The sequence below is a fragment of the Kitasatospora sp. NPDC127121 genome, from assembly GCF_042677305.1.
Lineage (GTDB): Bacteria > Actinomycetota > Actinomycetes > Streptomycetales > Streptomycetaceae > Kitasatospora.
Genome location: NZ_JBHXTQ010000016.1, coordinates 94,032 through 112,476, shown reverse-complemented (window position 1 = coordinate 112,476; position 18,445 = coordinate 94,032). Strand labels below are relative to the sequence as shown.

At 73.2% G+C, this 18,445-nt stretch carries 15 protein-coding genes; 6 read left to right on the top strand and 9 right to left on the bottom strand.

All coding sequences use genetic code 11. From position 1 onward, the window contains the following. Window positions 1-132: 132 nt before the first annotated feature. Window positions 133-1,218, bottom strand: a complete 1,086-nt coding sequence (locus ACFVHI_RS11860) for a S1C family serine protease (protein ID WP_380338176.1) — start codon at window positions 1,216-1,218, stop codon at window positions 133-135. A 209-nt stretch (window positions 1,219-1,427) separates the two neighbouring features. Here ACFVHI_RS11860 and galE point away from each other — a divergent pair, with 209 nt between their 5' ends. Next, the gene (gene galE, locus ACFVHI_RS11855; protein ID WP_063348897.1) at window positions 1,428-2,414 is read left to right on the top strand and encodes a UDP-glucose 4-epimerase GalE; all 987 of its coding nucleotides are present in this window, start codon (window positions 1,428-1,430) and stop codon (window positions 2,412-2,414) included. A gap of 49 nt (window positions 2,415-2,463) precedes the next feature. Here galE and ACFVHI_RS11850 read toward each other — a convergent pair whose 3' ends face one another. After that, a complete protein-coding gene (locus tag ACFVHI_RS11850; RefSeq protein WP_380338164.1) occupies window positions 2,464-4,875 on the bottom strand; it encodes a PQQ-binding-like beta-propeller repeat protein in 2,412 nt (803 codons plus the stop codon). A 436-nt stretch (window positions 4,876-5,311) separates the two neighbouring features. Between ACFVHI_RS11850 and ACFVHI_RS11845 the strand changes: the two genes are divergently transcribed. Further along, window positions 5,312-5,959: a TetR family transcriptional regulator gene (locus ACFVHI_RS11845; protein ID WP_063348895.1), complete on the top strand. Its 648-nt coding sequence runs from the start codon at window positions 5,312-5,314 to the stop codon at window positions 5,957-5,959. Between the two features lie 215 nt (window positions 5,960-6,174). Here ACFVHI_RS11845 and ACFVHI_RS11840 read toward each other — a convergent pair whose 3' ends face one another. From ACFVHI_RS11840 to ACFVHI_RS11815, 6 genes are all read right to left on the bottom strand, one after another. Continuing rightward, window positions 6,175-7,119, bottom strand: a complete 945-nt coding sequence (locus ACFVHI_RS11840; RefSeq protein WP_063348894.1) for a beta-ketoacyl-ACP synthase III — start codon at window positions 7,117-7,119, stop codon at window positions 6,175-6,177. Between the two features lie 285 nt (window positions 7,120-7,404). Further along, a complete protein-coding gene (locus tag ACFVHI_RS11835) occupies window positions 7,405-8,679 on the bottom strand; it encodes a L,D-transpeptidase family protein (RefSeq protein WP_380338161.1) in 1,275 nt (424 codons plus the stop codon). Between the two features lie 112 nt (window positions 8,680-8,791). Further along, a complete protein-coding gene (gene mqnE, locus ACFVHI_RS11830; RefSeq protein ID WP_063348893.1) occupies window positions 8,792-9,955 on the bottom strand; it encodes an aminofutalosine synthase MqnE in 1,164 nt (387 codons plus the stop codon). A 51-nt stretch (window positions 9,956-10,006) separates the two neighbouring features. After that, complete coding sequence (locus tag ACFVHI_RS11825; protein ID WP_063348892.1) at window positions 10,007-10,969, bottom strand: threonine/serine dehydratase; 963 nt, start codon at window positions 10,967-10,969, stop codon at window positions 10,007-10,009. A gap of 3 nt (window positions 10,970-10,972) precedes the next feature. Continuing rightward, entirely contained in the window at window positions 10,973-11,431 is a 459-nt protein-coding gene (locus ACFVHI_RS11820; RefSeq protein WP_063348891.1) for an Lrp/AsnC family transcriptional regulator, read from the bottom strand. A gap of 119 nt (window positions 11,432-11,550) precedes the next feature. Further along, window positions 11,551-12,225: a UbiX family flavin prenyltransferase gene (locus ACFVHI_RS11815; protein WP_363374948.1), complete on the bottom strand. Its 675-nt coding sequence runs from the start codon at window positions 12,223-12,225 to the stop codon at window positions 11,551-11,553. 66 nt (window positions 12,226-12,291) lie between these two features. Between ACFVHI_RS11815 and ACFVHI_RS11810 the strand changes: the two genes are divergently transcribed. The 3 genes from ACFVHI_RS11810 (at window position 12,292) to ACFVHI_RS11800 (ending at window position 16,165) form a co-directional block, all read left to right on the top strand. Then, entirely contained in the window at window positions 12,292-13,035 is a 744-nt protein-coding gene (locus ACFVHI_RS11810) for a cyclase family protein (RefSeq protein ID WP_063348889.1), read from the top strand. 128 nt (window positions 13,036-13,163) lie between these two features. Continuing rightward, window positions 13,164-13,874 (top strand): MOSC domain-containing protein, encoded by a 711-nt coding sequence (locus ACFVHI_RS11805; protein ID WP_380338157.1) that lies wholly within the window; start codon window positions 13,164-13,166, stop codon window positions 13,872-13,874. 248 nt (window positions 13,875-14,122) lie between these two features. After that, window positions 14,123-16,165, top strand: coding sequence for a hypothetical protein (locus tag ACFVHI_RS11800; protein WP_380338154.1), 2,043 nt, complete (start codon window positions 14,123-14,125; stop codon window positions 16,163-16,165). 134 nt (window positions 16,166-16,299) lie between these two features. On the opposite strand, the gene ACFVHI_RS11795 is transcribed toward ACFVHI_RS11800, so the two are convergent. Next, complete coding sequence (locus ACFVHI_RS11795; RefSeq protein ID WP_063351314.1) at window positions 16,300-17,073, bottom strand: TetR/AcrR family transcriptional regulator; 774 nt, start codon at window positions 17,071-17,073, stop codon at window positions 16,300-16,302. 102 nt (window positions 17,074-17,175) lie between these two features. Here ACFVHI_RS11795 and ACFVHI_RS11790 point away from each other — a divergent pair, with 102 nt between their 5' ends. Then, complete coding sequence (locus ACFVHI_RS11790) at window positions 17,176-18,402, top strand: FAD-dependent oxidoreductase (protein WP_380338151.1); 1,227 nt, start codon at window positions 17,176-17,178, stop codon at window positions 18,400-18,402. Window positions 18,403-18,445: the final 43 nt, after the last annotated feature.

Below are 18,445 nucleotides of genomic sequence, written 5' to 3'. Positions count from 1 at the left end.
CCGCTGCCGCCGCGGGCGGGGGGCCGGGGGGGGCGCCGTTTCGGGCCGAGGCCCGGCCCCCCCCCCCCCGCTCCGGTGGGGCGGCCCGGTCCGCGGAGCCCTTGCGCGGCGTGCGGCCCGGCCGGCCGGGTCCTACGGGCTCTCCAGGGCGCCGAGGGTGACGTCGGCGGTCCGGCTGTTGCCGTCCCTGGTGTAGGCGACGGTGGCCTTGTCGCCCGGGGTGAGCGAGGCGAGCGCGGTGGTGAGCGCGTTCAGCGAGTCGACCGTGGCGTCCCCGATCTTGGTGATCACGTCGCCGGCCTGCATCCCCGCCGAGGCGGCCGGGCCGCCCGCGGTGACCGCCACGATGACCGCGCCGGCGGGCTTGAACTGCTGGTTGAAGCTGGTCCGGGCGGTGATGCCGAGCGCGGCCCGGCCGGAGTTGGTGACCTTGCCCTGCTTGATCAGCTGGTCGGTGATGTTGGTGATGGTGGACGCCGGGATGGCGAAGCCGATGCCGGGCGCGGCCGCGCCGTTGGCCTCGGGCTCCGTCGCCGCGAGCGTGTTGATGCCGATCACCTGGCTGTCCAGGTTGACCAGCGCGCCGCCGCTGTTGCCCGGGTTGATCGCGGCCGAGGTCTGCACCATGTTGCCGATGGTGGCGCCGGGCGAGCCGCCGCCCCTGGGTTCGGAGACGGTCCGTCCGGTGGCCGAGACGATGCCCTGGGTGACGCTGCTGGAGAGGCCGAGCGGGCTGCCCATGGCGAGGGTGATCTGGCCGAGCTGGACCTTGCCGGAGTCGCCGAAGGCGGCCGGCTTGAGGCCGCTCGGCGGGCTGCTCAGCTTGATCACCGCGAGGTCGGTGTCGGGGTAGCTGCCGACCAGGGTGGCGTCCAGCGACTTGGTGCTGTTGGCGAGGGTGACGGTGAAGGTGGTCGCGGTGCCCACCACGTGGGCGTTGGTGACGATGTCGCCCTTGTCGTCGTAGACGATCCCGGAGCCGAGGCTGTCGCCGGTGGTGATCTGCACCACCGAGGGCAGCACGTCGGCGATGACCCGCTGGTAGTCGTCCTGCAACTGGTTCCCGTCGGCCGACCGCGCGGGGGCCGACGAGGCCGGCTTGGCCGAGCCGGAGCTCGACGGGGAGCCCGCGGCCTGCGAGGCGGACGAGGAGGAGCCGCTGCTGCACCCGGCCAGCGCCAGCGCGGTCAGTACGGCCACCGCGCCGGGCACGAGCAACCGGCCGTGGGCCGTCCTGGGGCCGGTCGGCCGGGGCCCGGCCGGCAGGGGGCGGGCGTGTTCCTTCTTTCGGCTCACCTGACTGCCTCCGATTCGTCACCACGCTGAGAGCACGGAAATCTTTGTCAGCATTTCACCGATTTGTCCGATTTGACGGCTCGACTCGCCCGGCACTCACCACGGAAACCCGAACACCCTAGAATCGGCCCATGACTTGGTTGATCACCGGCGGTGCCGGATACATCGGCGGGCACGTCGTCCGCCAGCTGCTCGACGCCGGTGAGCGCGTCGCCGTCCTGGACGACCTCAGCACCGGCGACGCCTCCCGCCTGCCGGAGGGCGTCGCCCTGGTCGAGGGCTCCACCCTGGACCGGGCCGCCCTGGACGCCGCCATCCGCGAGCACGCGATCGAGGGCATCCTGCACTTCGCCGCCAAGAAGCAGGTCGGCGAGTCCGTCGAGCAGCCGTTCTTCTACTACCGGGAGAACATGATCGGCCTGCAGACCGTCCTGGAGGCCGCCGCCGAGGGCGGGGTCAAGCGCTTCCTCTTCTCCTCCTCCGCCGCCGTCTACGGCATGCCGGACGTCGACCTGGTCACCGAGTCGACCCCGTGCGCCCCGATGAGCCCGTACGGCGAGACCAAGCTGGCCGGCGAGTGGCTGGTCGCCGCGGCCGGGAAGGCCCACGGCATCTCCACCGTGGCGCTGCGCTACTTCAACGTGGCCGGTGCCGCCTCCCCCGAGCTGTCCGACACCGGGGTCTTCAACCTGATCCCGATGGTCTTCGAGCGGCTCACCGCCGGCGAGGCCCCGCGGGTCTTCGGCGACGACTACCCCACCCAGGACGGCAGCTGCGTCCGCGACTTCATCCACGTCTCCGACATCGCCTCGGCCCACGTCGCGGCCGCCAAGCGGCTGGCCGCCGACCCGGCCGGCGAGACCTCGCTGGTGCTCAACATCGGCCGCGGCGAGGGCGTCAGCGTCAAGGAGATGCTGGAGGTGATCGGCAAGGTCACCGGTTACGACACCACCCCCGAGGTGACCCCGCGCCGCGCCGGCGACCCCGCGCGGGTGGTGGCCTCGGCCGACCTGATCCGCCGCGAGCTGGGCTGGGGCGCCCGCCACGACGTGGCGGAGATGGTGGCCTCCGCGTGGGACGGCTGGTGCAGCCGCCACCCCGGGGCCCGCAAGGCCTGATCGGACGCGTCTGACGGCGGCGGGGCGCCCGCCCCGCCGCCGCGCCGGTTCAGCGCGCCGGGACGGCCGTGCCGTAGAAGGCGTCCAGCGCGTACACGCAGCGGTCCTTGGAGCCGACGAAGACCCGGCCGCCGACCGCGACCGGCGAGCCGGTCAGCTCGCCCTTGGTGCCGAGCTCCCAGCGCAGCTGACCGCTCGCCAGGTCCAGGGTGTGCAGCGAGTGGTCCCGGCTGCCCAGGTGCACCAGGCCGTCGGCCACCGCCGGGGAGCCGACGATCTCGCCGCGCGCCGTGTAGCGCCAACGCTCCCGGCCGCTCGCCGCCTCGAAGGCGTACAGCACCCCGCCGCTGCCGACCAGCACCATGCCGTCCCCGACCACCACCGGCTCGGCGCCCTGGCGGTTGCCGGTGACCCCGCGCCAGCGGTCCCGGCCGGTGGCCGCGTCCAGCGCGTACACCGTCCCGAGGTAGTCGGCCACGTAGACCGCGTCGGCGTCCAGCGCGGGCGGGGTGAACAGCACCACCGGGGCCTCGAAGCGCCAGCGCTCGACCCCGCTGGCCGCGTCCAGCGCGTACACCCGGGAGCCGGCCGTCACGTACAGCACGCCGCCGCGCTCGACCGGGTGCGAGGGCACGTCCTCGCCGACCGGGAAGGACCAGCGCAGGCCGGCGCCGTGCGGGTCGATGCAGCGCAGCCGCCCGGCCCCGTAGTAGTAGGCCGCGCCGGCCACCAGGACCGGTCCGGACTGCGGGTTCTCGTAGTCCTGCTGGGCGTCGTCGGCCCGCCACAGCTCGGCGCCGTTGGCGGCCGAGCGCAGCTGGACACCGCCGCCGCGGACGCCGCAGCACAGCACCCCGTCGGCGGCGGAGAGCGAGTAGACCCAGCCGTCCAGCGAGGTGCGCCAGCGCTCGGTGCCGTCCGCGACGTCCACGGTGTACAGGTGCGGGCCGTCGGCCGCGTGCACCCGGCCGGCGTCCACCGCGAGCGCCCAGGCGACGTCCCGGGTCTTGTAGCGCCGCTCGCCGGAGGCGATGTCCAGCGCGTGCACCTCGAAGCTGGAGACGAAGAGCGTGCCGTCGGCGACCACCGGGGTGCCCCAGACGTCGTTGGACATCCGGAACCGCCAGGGGCGCCAGCGGGCGGCCGGCGCCGGCGGCGGGGTGATCCGGCGGACCCAGTCGGTCTCGGCCGGGGCGGTGCCCGGGCCGGGCTGCTCGTGCTCGGCCCGCGGCCCGGGGCCTATCCGCACCGAGGCTCCGGACAGCCGCACCTCGACGGCCCCGCCGCCGCCCGGCGCGCGGTGCTTGTTGGGGGAGGCGATCTTCGCGGTCGGGATCTCGCCGTCGGACACCGGGCCCGGCCGCGGCCCCGTGTGCACCGGCCCGGACGGCGGCGGCGCGTGCCCCCCGCCCGGGTGGGTGCGCGGGTCGTCCAGGCCGGGGCGCTGCACCGGGACCGGCTGGTGCGGCTGCGGCGGCTGGTGGGGCTGGAGCGGGCCGGCCTGCGGCGGCCCGGCCGGGGGCGGCGGCCCCCCGACCGGCAGGGGGACGGCCCGGGGCGGCGCGCTCGGGCGGCGGCCGCGCTTGCGCTCGATCAGCTCCAGCGCGTTCACGGGGAGCCAATCGCCGACCTCGCCGGCGGCGTCGTCCCGGGAGAACAGGTGCGGGGCCAGTTCGGCCTGGATCTGCGCCGGGGTGGGCCGGTGCTCGGGCGAGGGCCGCATGCAGGCGCGGACCAGGTCCATCAGCTCGCGCGGCATCCCGGACAGGTCCGGCTCCTCGCGCAGCAGCTGGAACACCGTCTCGACCGGGTTGGAGCCGCTGAAGGGCGGGTGCCCGGTCGCGCAGAACACCATCAGCGAGCCGAGCGAGAAGACGTCGCTGGCGCCCCGGACGTTACGGCTGTCCTTGGCCTGCTCGGGGGACATGTAGGCGGGGGTGCCGACCGCGACGTTGGTCATGGTGAGCCGGGTGCTGGAGACGCCGGAGGCGATGCCGAAGTCGATCACCTTCGGGCCGTCCTCGACCACCAGCACGTTGGAGGGCTTGAGGTCCCGGTGGATCAGCCCGGCCGCGTGGATGGACTGCAGCGCCTCGGCGATGCCCGCGATCAGCCAGCGGGTGGCGTCCACCGGCAACGGACCGCACTCCTCGACCAGGTCCTCCAGCGAGGGGGCCGGGATGTACGCGGTGGCCAGCCAGGGCACCCGGGCGTCCGCGTCGGCGTCCACCACGGCCGCGGTGTAGAAACCGCCGACCGTCTTGGCCGCCTCGATCTCGCGGGCGAAGCGGACGCGGAACAGCTCGTCCTCGGCCAGTTCCCCCCGGACGGTCTTGATGGCCACCCGCCGGCCGGAGGCGGAGCGCGCCAGGTAGACCAGCCCCATCCCACCCGCGCCGAGCCGCCCCAGCACCTCGAAGGGCCCGATCCGCCTCGGATCGTGCGCCGTCAGCTGGTCCACTCCGCTGCCACCTCCCCGTTTTCCGCACCCGCCGCGTGGTGCCGGACCCGATTCTCCAATGCCGCCCGGCCCATCTCCAACCTCCCCCGCCCAGAGCCGACGGCCGCCCCGGGAGCGCCGCCGTCCGGCCGGTGATGACGGAACGGCCGGATTCTGACGCCCGTTCCGGCCGTGGCTTGCACCCGGACGCCCGGACCCTCCCCTTCGGCGCCGATCTTCCGACGTCGCCAGTCGTCACGCTCTGTCACTCGATCACCCCTCAGCGGACTCGCCGTCACGCTGTGGGGTCAAAGGCACACGGGGGGGCTTCAACGACGCCTGCGGAGCGCGGTGAATATCCGTCCGAAGTGGTTCATGCCCCTATAGCAACCCCCCGTGCGGAGTAATAGTCGCATCACCGAATCGCGCCAAGATCGTGCCACGGTAAGCTGACGGCATGACAGGACAAGTTCGCACCGTCGACGGTCGCGTCGCCGGGCGACGCGGACAGGAAACGCGGCAGAAGCTGCTCGACTGCCTCCGCGAGATGCTCAGCACGTCGCCGTACCGGGACGTCAAGGTCATCGACGTCGCCCGTATGGCGGGTACCTCCCCCGCGACCTTCTACCAGTACTTCCCGGATGTCGAGGGCGCTGTCCTCGAAATCGCCGAGGAAATGGCCAAGGACGCCGACACCCTCAAAGAGCTGGTGGCCGGAAAGTCCTGGGCAGGGAAGTCCGGTCCGACCACTTCGGAAGAACTGGTCGACGGATTCCTCGCCTTCTGGCGCAAGAACGACGCCATTCTCCGAGTGGTCACGCTCGGTGCCGCCGAAGGGGACAAGCGGTTCTTCAAGATCCGCATGACGGTCCTCAACGCGGTCGCCAAGCCGCTCGCGGAGGCCGTCAAGGAACTCCAGGCGAAGGGCCAGGCCGACAAGTCGCTCGACCCGAACGCCGTCGCCGGGGCCCTGGTCTCGCTGCTCGCCTCGGCGGCCGAGCACCAGAAGGCCTTCACCGCCTGGGGCGTCAAGGTCAAGGACCTCAAGCCCAACCTCGCTCCCCTGGTGTACCTGGGCGTCACCGGCAAGAAGCCGCCCAAGTAGACCATCCGCTCAACCGACCATCCGCTCCGCGCGCAGCCCCGGCCTCCTGTCCGGGGTACGACGGACGGCGGCCGTGTCCTCGGGGGAGGTCCGCCGACGTACCGCACGCGCGCCAGACATGCCGGTGGGCGGGCACCCCTCACACAGGGTGCCCGCCCACCGGCATGTTCGCGTTGCGGCCCCTCAGGAGCCCTCGGAAGCCCGGCTCCGCGCCGTCAGGGGCAGCGGACCACCTGGCCGGCGTAGGCGAGCCCGCCGCCGAAGCCGAAGAGCAGGACCGGGTCGCCCGGGGACAGCTCGCCGCGTTCGACCAGCTTGGAGAAGGCCAGCGGGATGGAGGCGGCCGAGGTGTTGCCGGAGTCGACCACGTCCCGGGCCACCACCGCGTCGGTGAGGCCCAGCTTGGCGGCGATCGAGTCGATGATCCGCAGGTTGGCCTGGTGCGGCACGAAGCCCTTCAGCTCCGACGGGTCGATCCCGGCCTGCTCGCAGGCCCGGCGGGCCAGCGGGGCGAGCTGGGTGGTGGCCCAGCGGAACACCGACTGGCCCTGCTGGCTGATCACCGGGTCCCAGCCGGTGATCACCACGGCGTCGCCCTTCTCCGGCTCGGAGCCCCAGACCACCGGGCCGATGCCGGGCTCGGCACCGTCCTCCTGGGCCTCGACCACCGCGGCGCCGGCGCCGTCGCCGAAGATCACGCAGGTGGTGCGGTCGGTCCAGTCCAGCGTGTCGGACATCCGCTCGGCGCCGATCACCAGCGCGCGGCGCGCCGCGCCGGCCCGGATCGCGTGGTCGGCGGTGGCCAGGGCGTACGAGAAGCCGGAGCAGACCGTGTTGATGTCGTACGCGGCGGGCGCCCGGACGCCGAGCCGGGCGGCCACGGCGGCGGCGGTGTTGGGGCTGCGCTCGATCGCGGTGCAGGTGGCGACCACGATCAGGTCGATCTCGTCGGCCGTCCGGCCGCTCTTGGCGAGCGCCTTCTGCGCGGCCTCGGTGGCGAGGTCGACCAGGGTCTCGCCCTCGGCGATGTGCCGGGTTCTGACGCCCACCCGGCTACGGATCCACTCGTCGTTGGTGTCGACGAGCGCCTCCAGGTCGTCGTTGGAGAGGACCTTGGGGGGCTGGTAGTGGCCGAGTGCCACAATGCGCGAACCGCTCATAGTGCCATGGAACCGGGTTACCCACTGGTCAGCGGGGCGCGCCCGGCTACAGGATCCGCCCCCGTGATCTGTAGGAGCCCGACAAGGGGCGTTGCGGCGACTGGCCTCCGGGCGCGCCGGGATCGACGCCGATGCGGACGACGGGGCGGGCACCGCCGCCGATGACGGGGCCGACACCGCCCGGAACACCGTGCGGACGCCGCCGGAACGCCGGTGTCGGGCCGGGGGCAGGTCGGGATCGGGCCGAGGTCGGGCCGGGGTCAGGCCGGGGTCGGAACGCCGGGGTCAGGCGGACAGCGAGGCGGCGTCACCCATCACGATCACCGGGTGGGCCGCCGGGTCCAGGGTGCGGATCAGCTCGGCCATCTTGTCCTCGGGGATCGAGACGCAGCCGTGGGTGGGGCCGTCGTGGTCGACGTGGATCCAGATCCCGCCGCCCTTCTTCGCCCCCATCGGGCGGCGCGGGTCCAGCGGGGAGTTTCCGGGCACCCGGTTGTAGTTGATCGCGACCACGTAGTCGAAGGAGCCGGCCAGCTGGTCGCCGAAGAAGCCCGTCCCGGAGACCACGAAGCTCGGGTCCTTGTCGTACGGGAGCTTGCTGCCCGGGTCGGCCTTGCGGCCGCCCGCGTCGGAGAGCGCGAAGACGCCGATCGGGCTGCGCAGGTCGCCCTCGTTGTGGTCGGCGGTCCAGCCGTTGTTGCCGTTGTGGCCCTGCCAGGTCTCGCCGGCCAGCCAGCGGCCCTCGGGGGTGCGGGTCCAGAGGGTGACGGTGTTCTTGTTGCCGTTCTTGTCCTGGCCGGAGGCGAGCACCACCTGGGTGGTCTCGGTGGGTATCTTCGCGACGAAGTCGGCGCCGAGGCCGGGTATCGCGGCGACCGAGCCGTCCGCACGGACCTGGCTGCGGTCGGCGGCCGGGGGCTGGGTCTGCCGGTCGGCGGCGGCCCGGGCGGCGGGAGCCGGCTGGTCGGGCGTGCTGACGCCTTCCGGGCCGGGGCCGTCGGCGGCTGCGGCGACGGGCTTGGCGTCGTCCTGGCCGACGGTGTACCAGCCGGCGGCGGCCGCGACCAGCAGCGCGGTGCCGGCCATCACCGCCTTGCCGTGACGCTTCTTCTTCGCCTTCCGGCGGTGCCCCCGGGCGGCCGCCCGGGCACCCACGGGTGCCGCCACGGGCGGGGGCGTGGGCTGCCGGACGGGCTCCGGCTCGAACGCGTACACCGGTTCGGCGTCGTACACCGACTCGGGGGCGTACACCGGCTCGGCGTCGTACGCCAGCCCGGGGGCGTACACCGGCCCGGGGGCGTACACCGGCCCGGGGGCGACGAGCGGGTCGGGCCCGGCGGCGTACGGCTGGAACGGCTGGGATGGCTGGAACGGCTGCTCGTACGCCTCGAAGGACCCGTCAGGGGCCTGCGGGAGCTGCCCGTACTCGCCGTAGTGGTCCTGCCGGACGGGCTGCTGGTACGGCTCACCCGCCCCGTACGGCTGCTGCGGCACCCCGTACACCGGCTCCGCTATCGGCTCGTACGACGGGTACGTGGTGGCGCGATGAGAACCGGACATACCGCCGATCCTGCCAAACGGTGTACCGGTTGGTAAACCCGGGGCGGGTGCGGGGGCGGTGAAGAAACGCCGCCGCCCGGGCCGGGGCCCGGGCGGCGGGGGAGTTCTCCGGTCAGAGGCGCATCGCCTGCGGGGCCTCGCGGCGCCCCAGGTCCGGGCCCTCGTACTCGCGGATGATCTCGTAGCGGGTGTTGCGCTCGACCGGGCGGAAGCCGGCGTCGCGGATCAGGTCGAGCAGGTCGTCACGGCCCAGCTTGTTCGGGGTGCCGAAGTTGTCCGCGTCGTGGGTGATCTTGTACTCGACCACTGAGCCGTCCATGTCGTCCGCGCCGTGGCTGAGCGCCAGCTGGGCGGTGGTGACGCCGTGCATCACCCAGAAGACCTTGACGTGCGGGACGTTGTCGAAGAGCAGCCGGGAGACCGCGAAGGTCTTCAGCGCCTCGGCGCCGGTGGCCATCTCCGTGCGGGCCATCAGCTTGTTGCGCACGACGCCGTCCTTGGAGTCGTGGAAGTCGTGCTGGTAGCGCAGCGGGATGAAGACCTGGAAGCCGCCGGTCTCGTCCTGCAGCTCGCGCAGCCGCAGCACGTGGTCCACCCGGTGGCGGGGCTCCTCGATGTGGCCGTACAGCATGGTGGCCGGCGTCTTGAGGCCCTTGCTGTGGGCGAGGCGGTGGATCCGCGACCAGTCCTCCCAGTGGGTGTCGTGGTCGACGATGTGCTGGCGGACCTCCCAGTCGAAGATCTCCGCGCCGCCGCCGGTCAGCGACTCCAGGCCGGCGTCGATCAGCTCGTCCAGGATCTCGTCGGCGGGCAGGCCGCTGATCTTCTCGAACCAGTGGATCTCGGTGGCGGTGAAGGCCTTCAGCGAGACGTTCGGCAGGGCCGCCTTCAGCTCCCGCAGCGAGCGCGGGTAGTAGCGCCAGGGCAGGGTCGGGTGCAGGCCGTTGACGATGTGCAGCTCGGTGAGGGAGTCGACCTCCATCGCCTTGGCGAGCCGGACGGCCTCCTCGATGCGCATCGTGTAGGCGTCCTTCTCGCCCGGCTTGCGCTGGAACGAGCAGTACGCGCAGGACGCGCTGCACACGTTGGTCATGTTGAGGTGGCGGTTGACGTTGAAGTGGACGACGTCGCCGTTCTTCCGCGTCCGCACGTGGTGGGCCAGACCGCCCAGCCAGGCCAGGTCGTCGCTCTCGTAGAGCGCGATCCCGTCCTCGCGGGTCAGCCGCTCACCCGCGTAGACCTTCGCCTCCAGCTCGCGCTTCAGCCCTGCGTCCATGCGGTGCCCCGCCTCCTCCGACTTCGATTCCTTGCCGGACCGAGCGTACGCCTATGCCGACAGCAGCTCAGCGAGCAGTGCGGGGTCGATGTTGCCACCACTGACCACGGCCGCGACCGTCCGGCCCCCGGTCTCGGCGGCGCGGTGGAAGTAGGCTGCCGGGGCGACCGCGCCGGAGGGCTCGGCGACCAGCCGGCCGCGGCGGGCCAGCAGGGCGACGGTGGCGCGGATCTCGTCCTCGGTGACGGTGACGATGTCGTCCACGTACGCGGTCAGGTGCTCGAAGGGCAGCTCGCCGACCGACGGGGTACGCAGGCCGTCCGCGATGGTCCGGTAGGTGTCGGCGACCGGCCAGGCCAGCCGGCGGCCGGCCCGGAAGCTGGCCTGCGCGTCGGCGGCCAGCTCCGGTTCCACGCCGATCACCCGGATGCCCGGGCGGGTGAGCTTGAGCGCGGCCGCCGTCCCGGAGATCAGGCCGCCGCCGCTGACCGGCACCAGGACGGTGTCCAGCCCGGCCGGGGCGTCCTCGGCGATCTCCAGGCCGACCGTGCCCTGGCCCGCGATGATGAACGGGTCGTCGTACGGCGGCACCCAGACGTAGCCGTGCCGCTCGGCCAGTTCGGCGGGCAGGGTGTCCCGCTCCTCCGGCGACACCAGGACCACCTCGGCGCCGAACCCCCGGGTGGACTCCACCTTCACCGCCGGCGAGGTGTCCGGCATCACGATCACGGCCTTGATGCCGAGCAGCGCCGCCGCGTACGCCACCGCCTGCGCGTGGTTGCCGCTCGACTGGGCGACCACGCCGCGGGCCCGCTCGGCCTCGGTGAGCGCGGCCAGCCGGTTGTACGCGCCGCGGGTCTTGAAGGCCCCGGTCGGCTGGAGGTTCTCGGGCTTCAGCCAGAGCCGGCGCTCCCCCTCGTCCGCCCACGGGGCGGGAACCAGCGGGGTGCGCACGGCCACCCCCGCGATCCGCTGCCGAGCGGCGCGCAGCTCCTCCAGACCGACCAGTGCCATCCGTCACTCTCCTTCGGGAGGGAGTTCGCTCACCCGGTTCTCCCACTTCGTGGAGAGTACGACGGTGGTGCGGGTGCGGGCCACGCCTTTCGTGCCCGAGATCCGCTTGACCACCGACTCCAGGCCAGCCACGTCGGCCACCCGGACCTTGAGCATGTAGGAGTCGTCACCCGCGATGAACCAGCAGTCCTCGACCTCGTTGAGGTCCTTGAGCCGGTGCGCGACGTCCTCGTGATCGGCGGCGTCGGTCAGCTGAAGGCCGATCAGGGCCGTGACGCCGAAGCCGAGCGAGGCCGGATTGACCGTCGCGCGGTAGCCGGTGATGACACCGGCCTGCTCCAGCCGGTTGATCCGGTCCGTGACGCTCGGGCCGGAGAGCCCGACCAGCCGGCCCAGCTCGGCGTAGGACGCGCGGCCGTTCTCCCGGAGCGCCTGGATGAGCTGTCTGTCCACCGTGTCCATATACCGTCCGCGTCCTTCCGAACCTCACCAGACCCACAGATCATTATCCGGATTCCAAGGCGCCATGCGCGGAACAACCCGGATATCGCAGAGAAGATACTCTCCCGCCCACGGCCTCCTCACTCCCCCTCAGCCGACACGCTGCCGTTCTCGTCGGCCCGGCGGGCCGCCGCCCCCAACTCCCCTTCCCAGCGCAGGTACAGGGAATGCGGGACGCCGACCGCGTCCAGCACCCGGCCGGCCACGAAGTCGACGAGTTCCCGCACGGTCGAGCCGCCGGCGTAGAACCCGGGAGAGGCGGGGAGGACGACGGCGCCCTGCGCGTCGAGCTCCACCAGGTGCTTCAACGTCACCCCGTTGAGTGGCGCCTCGCGCACGCACACGACCAGCGGGCGGCGCTCCTTGAGGGTGACGCTGGCCACCCGCTGCAGCAGGTCCTTGCTCAGGCCGAGCGCAATCCCGGCCACCGCGCCGGTGGTCGCGGGCACCACCAGCATGCCCTTGGCCGGGTACGAGCCGCTGGACGGGCCGGCCGCGAAGTCCCCGGCGGGCCAGTAGCGGACGTCGTCCAGGCCCTCGTCGGAGCCCAGCCAGGCGGCCAGGTCGGCGCGCCAGTGGGCGTCCCGGAAGGAGATGCCGGTCTCGTCGAGGATGGTGAGCCGGGCGGCTCGGCTGACGATCAGGTCCACCGGCTCCCCGGCGGCGAGCAGCGCCCGGATCACCGAGGCGGCGTACGGCGTCCCCGACGCACCAGAGACCCCGACCACCCACGGCTGACGCTTGACTGTTCCCATGTCCCATTTCTATCCGGACTCACCCGGTCGGGCCTCATCCGCGGGCTCCCCTGGAAGGATGGGGGTATGGCAGCGACCCTCGTCGACCTCACCCATCAGGTGACCACCGCGATGCCGGTCTACCCCGGCGATCCGGCCGTCCTGTTGGAGCCCGCGCTCACCACCGCCACCGCCGGGGTGAACGTGCTGGCCCTGCACCTCGGCTCGCAGTCCGGGACGCACGTGGACGCGCCCTACCACGTGGACGTCACCTGGCCGACCCTGGACGGGCTGCCGCTGGAGCGGTTCACCGGCCCCGCGGTGCTCGCCGACCTGCGCGGACTGGAGCCCCGGGCCGCCGTCACCCCCGAGCTGCTCGCGCCCGCCCTGGCGCGCGTCGGCGAGGGGTCCGTCCTGCTGCTCGCCACCGGCTGGGCCCGGCACTGGGGCACCGACGCCTACCTCGCGCACCCCAGCCTGACCGCGGCCGCCGCCGAGGCGATCGTCGCCGCCGGGGTGCGGACCGTCGGGGTGGACGCGCTGAGCGTCGACCCCACCCCCGACCCGGGCCCGGGCGACCCGGCGGTCGCCGCGCTGCTCGCGGACCTCACCGACGAGCACGACCAGCCCGGCGCCGACGAGCCGACCCTCGCCGCGCACCGGGTGCTGCTGGGGGCGCCCGGCGGCGGGGTGATCGCCGAGAACCTGACCGATCTGCGGGCGCTGCTGGACGCCCAGGAGGCCGGGCGGCCGGTCGAGGTGTCGCTGTTCCCGCTGCGGCTGGCGGCGGCGGACGGTGCGCCGGTCCGGGCGGTGGCACGGCTGGGCTAGGGCGGGTCTTCAAACCCCCGCCTGCGCGCCGACTGGAGTTTGAAGACCCGCCGTGGGCCGTTCCGGCCAGTCGCCGCACGGGACTTGGTCTAGACCATCCCCCGGCGCCGCCGCTACGCTGTCCGCCCATGGCAGAGATCATCGGAGTGATCGAGCGACTCTGGCGCTACCCCGTGAAGTCCACCGGCGGCGAGCGGCTCGACTCCGTCGAGGTGGACGAGCGCGGCCTGGCCGGCGACCGCCTCTACGCCGTCCGCGACGCGGACGGCAAGCTCGGCTCGGGCAAGAACACCCGCCGCTTCCGCCGGATGGACGGCCTGCTCCGCCTCTCCGCCCGCCTCGGCCACCGGATCGACGGCCCCGAACTGTTCGACCCGCTCGGCCACCCGGTCGCCGACCCGGCCGCCTTCCTGCGCGCCTACCTCCAGCGCGAGGACGTCGAACTCGCCCGCGAGGACGCCGTCTCCCACTTCGACCAGCTGCCGGTCAGCGTGCTCACCACCGCCACCCTGGACTGGGTCCGCGAGGCCGCCCCCTTCACGGTGGTCGACGAGCGCCGGTTCCGCCCCAACATCCTGCTGCGGACGCCCCCGGGCACCCCGCCCTTCGTCGAGGACGGCTGGTTCGGCCGGGAGGGGCAGGGCGGCACCGGCGCCCGCCTCGCCTTCGTCCGCTCCAGCGAGCGCTGCGCGATGACCGGCGCCCCGCAGCCGGGGCTGCCGCACGCCCCCGAGATCCTCAAGGCGATCGTGCACGCCCACGACGGCCGGCTCGACGCCCTCGCCGAGGTCGCCGCCCCCGGGCGGCTGAGCGTGGGCGACGAGCTCGCGCTGCACTGAGCCCGGCGGGCGCTGGAGAGCGGAACCGCAGGTCAGGGCGGTCTCAGAGATTTTCGAAAAAACTTTTGGATCACCTGCAACCCCGGCGGCCGCCGCACGTCTATGTCAGTGAGAGGCGGGGAAGCCCGCCGAACCCGGACCGCGAGAGGCGCTGGGGGCGACGCCCTCGAACTTCGGGTCCGACTCCAAGCACACGTACCGGCCGGCGGCTGAAATGCCGACGGCAGAACACCCCGGGGGGTATTTCCATGTCCGTTGTCCGCGCCCGTCGCTCCCGCTCCACCGTCCTCACCGCCGCCACCCTCGGCGTGCTGCTGGCCACCGGCGCGGTGCTGTCCTCCCCGGCCGCGTACGCCGCCGAGGCACCGGCGGCCGCCACCGCCCCCGCCGCGCCGGCCGCCGAGGCCACGGCCGACAAGCCGTCGCTGAAGGTCAACGCGCCGGCGACGGTCGGCCGCGGCGGGCAGCCGGTCGAGTTCGCCGAGACCATCACGAACCCCGGCACCACCGAGGCCTCGTTCACGCTGAGGATCGGCACGAGCGGCGCGGGCCCCATCGCGACGCACGCCATCAAGGTCGACTACCGCGACGCGGACGGCACCTGGAAGCCCGTCGCCGACACCGTCCCCGGCCTGACCGTCGCCGCCGGTGCCACCAGGACCGTCCAGCTGCGCCTCACCACCGAGCTCGCCGCCTACTGGTCCAACCAGGACTCGACCGTCACGCTCAGCTCCGCCGTCCTCGACGCGACCGGCACCACCGTCCTCGCCGAGAGCACCGACCAGGTCGCGGCCAAGGCCATCACCGTGCAGGTCAAGGACGCGCCGACCACCGCCGTCGCCGGCGGCGCCCCGGTCGAGTTCGACGTCACCGTGAACAACCCCAGCGCCTCGCGCTACACCACCGTCGACAAGGTCGTGGAGGCGGACAAGCACAGCACGCTCCAGGTGCGGAAGGCCGACGGCAGCTGGGAGAACATCACCGGCACCGCCAGCAGCCAGCCGGGCTCCGACCGCGTCACGTACCACCTCACCGACGACAGGACCATCGCCGCCGGCAGCAGCGACACCCGGCACGTCCGCTTCGCGTTCACCGCCGACGCCCCGCTCGGCACGGCCTACATCCACCCGTGGGCGATGCTCGACCAGGGCGCCGGGGCCATGCAGGCGATCGTCGGCCCCCAGTTCGTCGCGATCGACGTCACCGCCGCCCCGGTCGCCGCCAAGCCGGCGCTGACCATCCAGGAGCCGGCCCCGATCGGGTACGGCGGCGAGCCCGTCGAGTTCTCCGAGACCGTCACCAACCCGGGCACCACCGAGGCCCCGTTCACCCTGAAGCTCAACGTGAGCAACGTGCACGCCCGGGTTCACGACGCGTTCGCCATCGAGTACCGCGACGCCGACGGCACCTGGAAGCCCGTCGAGCTGACCTTCAAGCAGAGCGACAAGACCTTCAACTTCAGCGGCAAGGTCACCGGCCTGACCGTCCCCGCCGGCGCCACCAGGACCTTCCAGCTGCGGCTCGCCGCCGTGGGCAACAACGACACGGGCGGCTACAGCCTGCCGACCAAGCTCTACTCCGCCGTCGTCGACCCGGCGGCCGAGGACACCGTGCTCGCCGAGGCCACCAAGGACGTCGCGGTGAAGTCCCTGGTCGTCCAGCTCAAGAACGCGCCGACCACCGCCGTCGCCGGCGGCGCCCCGGTCGAGTTCGACGTCGCCGTCAACAACCCCAGCGCCTCCCGCTACGGCAAGCTCGCCACCATCCTGTGGGCCGACTCGCACAGCGTCCTGGAGATGCAGAAGGCCGATGGCGCCTGGGAGACCGTGCCCGGCACCCCGGGCCCCCAGGCCGGCGGCCCCGTCCGCTACCTCCTCAGCGGCGACGCCCTCGCGGCAGGCGCGACCATCACCAAGCACGTCCGCCTCGCCTACACCGCCGAGGCCAAGGTCGGCCAGACCTCCGTCGACCCGTCCGCCGTCATCAACGAGGGCACCGCCCACGCCGCCAGCGCGAGCCCGCAGGGCAACGCGATCCAGGTCACTACCGACACTTCCGGCATCGGCACCGGCCCCGTCATCCGGACCAGCTACACCACCGGCACCGCCGACGAGACCGACACCACCAGCACCACTGGCACTACCGGCACCACCGGCACCACCCAGCTGGCGGGCGGCGAGCTCGCCCACACCGGGTCGGACGGTGTCATCAAGACCGCGGCGGGCGCCGCCGCCCTGCTCGTCAGCGGCATCGGCGCGCTCTTCGTCGCGCGCCGCCGCCGCAGCGCCTGACCGCCCCCGTCCGAGCCCCGGCTCCCCGGCTCCCCGGCTTCGCCCGGCGGGCCGGGGCTCGGCGTTTTCCGGGAGAGCTCGGTGCTTTCCGGCAGGCACGTCCCAGGAACGGATCAGGCGGTCTCCCGGCCCCGCTACGGCAGGGCGACCGCCCGCAGGTAGGCCTCGGCGAAGAGGTCGATGGACTCCTCCAGCGAGGGCAGTCCGGCGCCGAGCGCCGGTTCGAGGACCGGCCGCAGCAGGATGTGGTTGATCAGCGGGCCGAACAGCAGTTGGACCAGCACCGGGAGCGGCAGCGGACGCAGCCGTCCGGCCTCGATGTACGGCAGCAGCAGCCGGCCGAGGCCGTCGAACAGTCGCGGCAGGTGGGCCGCCATCATCCGGGAGGCGGGGCCGTCCGGTCGGGCGAACAGGTCGGCGAAGACCGCCGGCATGACCCGGGGCTGGCGGTCGAAGGCCGCGGCGAAGGCGCGGTGGAGCGCCCGGACGGTGTCCTCCAGGCGCTCCGGCGGGTTCGCGGCGAGCGCCTCCAGGTCCGGCAGCGGGCCGTACTGGAGGAAGACGGCGGTGAGCAGGCCGTCCCGGCCCTCGAAGACGGTGTGCAGGCTGGGCAGCGAGCACTCGGCGCGGTCCGCCACGGCGTCCAGGGTGACCCCGCCCAGGCCGCGTTCGGCCACCAGCCCGGCCGCCGCCGCGATCGCGCGTTCCCGTACCGGCGGCCGTCCGCCCGGGTCGACGCCCGCCTGCCGGACCGCCTCGTCCAGGGGTGCCCGGCAGCCGCCGAGCCTGCGCAGCAGGGTGCTGCGGGAGATGCCGGCCGTCGCGGCGATCGCCGTCAGCGGGACGTCCGCGACGTCCTGGCCCCGGTCCTTCGCCGCCGTGAGGGCGGCCGCCACCAGATCCTTCATGTGGAGCAGCATACTACTTGACACCTGAGACAGTTCCAGAGACTCTGTAAATGTAAGTTCCACACGGAAGGTGATCAACCGAGCACAGCAAGGGAGAGAGCCATGAGCGTCGTGATCTCCGGGGGCGGACCGGCCGGAATGATGTTGGGCCTGCTGCTGGCCCGGGCGGGTGTCGAGGTGACCGTGCTGGAGAAGCACGGGGACTTCCTGCGGGACTTCCGCGGCGACACCGTCCACGCCTCCACCGTGCGACTGATGGACGAACTCGGCCTCGGCCGGAAGTTCGCCGCGCTGCCGCAGAGCCGGCTCGGCAACCTGGTGGTGCCGGTGCCCGGCGTCGGCCAAGTCCCGCTGAGCGCCTACGACCGGCTGCCCGCGCCGTACAACTACATCGCGATGATGCCGCAGTGGGACCTGCTCAACTTCCTCGTCGAGGAAGCCCGGCAGGAGCCCACCTTCACCCTGCGGATGAACACCGAGGCCACCGGGCTGATCCGGGAGGGCGGCCGGGTGGCCGGCGTGCGCTACCGCACCCGGGACGGCGAGCAGGGCGAGCTCCGCGCCGACCTCACCGTCGGCACCGACGGCCGGCACTCCACCCTGCGCAAGGCGGCCGGGCTGGTGGCCGAGGAGTACCCGGTGCCCTTCGACGTCTGGTGGTTCCGCCTGCCCCGGCACGCGGAGGAGCAGGCCGCGCCGCCCAGCCTCATCGCCGGCTTCGGTGACGGCGAGCTGGCCCTCAGCATCGCCCGCGACAGCTACTTCCAGATCGCCTACTTCAAGCCGAAGGGCTCCGACCCGCAGCTGCGCGCCGAAGGCGTGGAGCGCTTCCGCGAGCGGATCGCCCGGCTGCTGCCCCAGTACGCCGACCGCGTCGACCAGTTGGCGGGCATGGACGACGTCCACATGCTCGACGCCCGGCTCAACCGGCTGGACCGCTGGTACACCGACGGGCTGCTGCTGATCGGCGACGCCGCCCACGCGATGTCCCCGGCCGGCGGGGTGGGCATCAACCTCGCCATCCAGGACGCCGTCGCGGCCGCCACCCTGCTCGCCGAGCCGCTGCTGCGCGGCCGCCCGACCACCGCCGCGCTCGCCCGGGTGCAACGGCGGCGCCAGATGCCGACGGTGGTCATCCAACGGCTGCAACGGGTCCTGCACGGCGTGATGTTCGTCCCGGCGCTCACCGGCCGGCGGTCCGGCCCGCCGATGGGATTCGCCGCGCTCGTCCGTCACGTCCCGGCGGTCCGGCTGGGCATCTCCCGCCTGATCGCCTTCGGCCCCCGCCCCGAACACGCCCCGGACTTCGCCCGACGACCCATGGCGTAGCCGCCTGCCGCACGGGCCGGCGACCGGCCGTTCGGGTGGGAGG

Excerpts from the sequence above, each read along its gene's own strand:
- ACFVHI_RS11825 (WP_063348892.1), bottom strand. The coding sequence starts at position 10,969 with ATGGCACTGGTCGGTCTGGAGGAGCTGCGCGCCGCTCGGCAGCGGATC.
- ACFVHI_RS11840 (WP_063348894.1), bottom strand. The coding sequence starts at position 7,119 with ATGAGCGGTTCGCGCATTGTGGCACTCGGCCACTACCAGCCCCCCAAG.
- ACFVHI_RS11845 (WP_063348895.1), top strand. The coding sequence starts at position 5,312 with ATGACAGGACAAGTTCGCACCGTCGACGGTCGCGTCGCCGGGCGACGC.
- ACFVHI_RS11810 (WP_063348889.1), top strand. The coding sequence starts at position 12,292 with ATGGCAGCGACCCTCGTCGACCTCACCCATCAGGTGACCACCGCGATG.
- ACFVHI_RS11835 (WP_380338161.1), bottom strand. The coding sequence starts at position 8,679 with ATGTCCGGTTCTCATCGCGCCACCACGTACCCGTCGTACGAGCCGATA.
- ACFVHI_RS11790 (WP_380338151.1), top strand. The coding sequence starts at position 17,176 with ATGAGCGTCGTGATCTCCGGGGGCGGACCGGCCGGAATGATGTTGGGC.
- ACFVHI_RS11815 (WP_363374948.1), bottom strand. The coding sequence starts at position 12,225 with ATGGGAACAGTCAAGCGTCAGCCGTGGGTGGTCGGGGTCTCTGGTGCG.
- galE (WP_063348897.1), top strand. The coding sequence starts at position 1,428 with ATGACTTGGTTGATCACCGGCGGTGCCGGATACATCGGCGGGCACGTC.
- ACFVHI_RS11805 (WP_380338157.1), top strand. The coding sequence starts at position 13,164 with ATGGCAGAGATCATCGGAGTGATCGAGCGACTCTGGCGCTACCCCGTG.
- ACFVHI_RS11820 (WP_063348891.1), bottom strand. The coding sequence starts at position 11,431 with ATGGACACGGTGGACAGACAGCTCATCCAGGCGCTCCGGGAGAACGGC.
- ACFVHI_RS11795 (WP_063351314.1), bottom strand. The coding sequence starts at position 17,073 with ATGAAGGATCTGGTGGCGGCCGCCCTCACGGCGGCGAAGGACCGGGGC.
- mqnE (WP_063348893.1), bottom strand. The coding sequence starts at position 9,955 with ATGGACGCAGGGCTGAAGCGCGAGCTGGAGGCGAAGGTCTACGCGGGT.
- ACFVHI_RS11800 (WP_380338154.1), top strand. The coding sequence starts at position 14,123 with ATGTCCGTTGTCCGCGCCCGTCGCTCCCGCTCCACCGTCCTCACCGCC.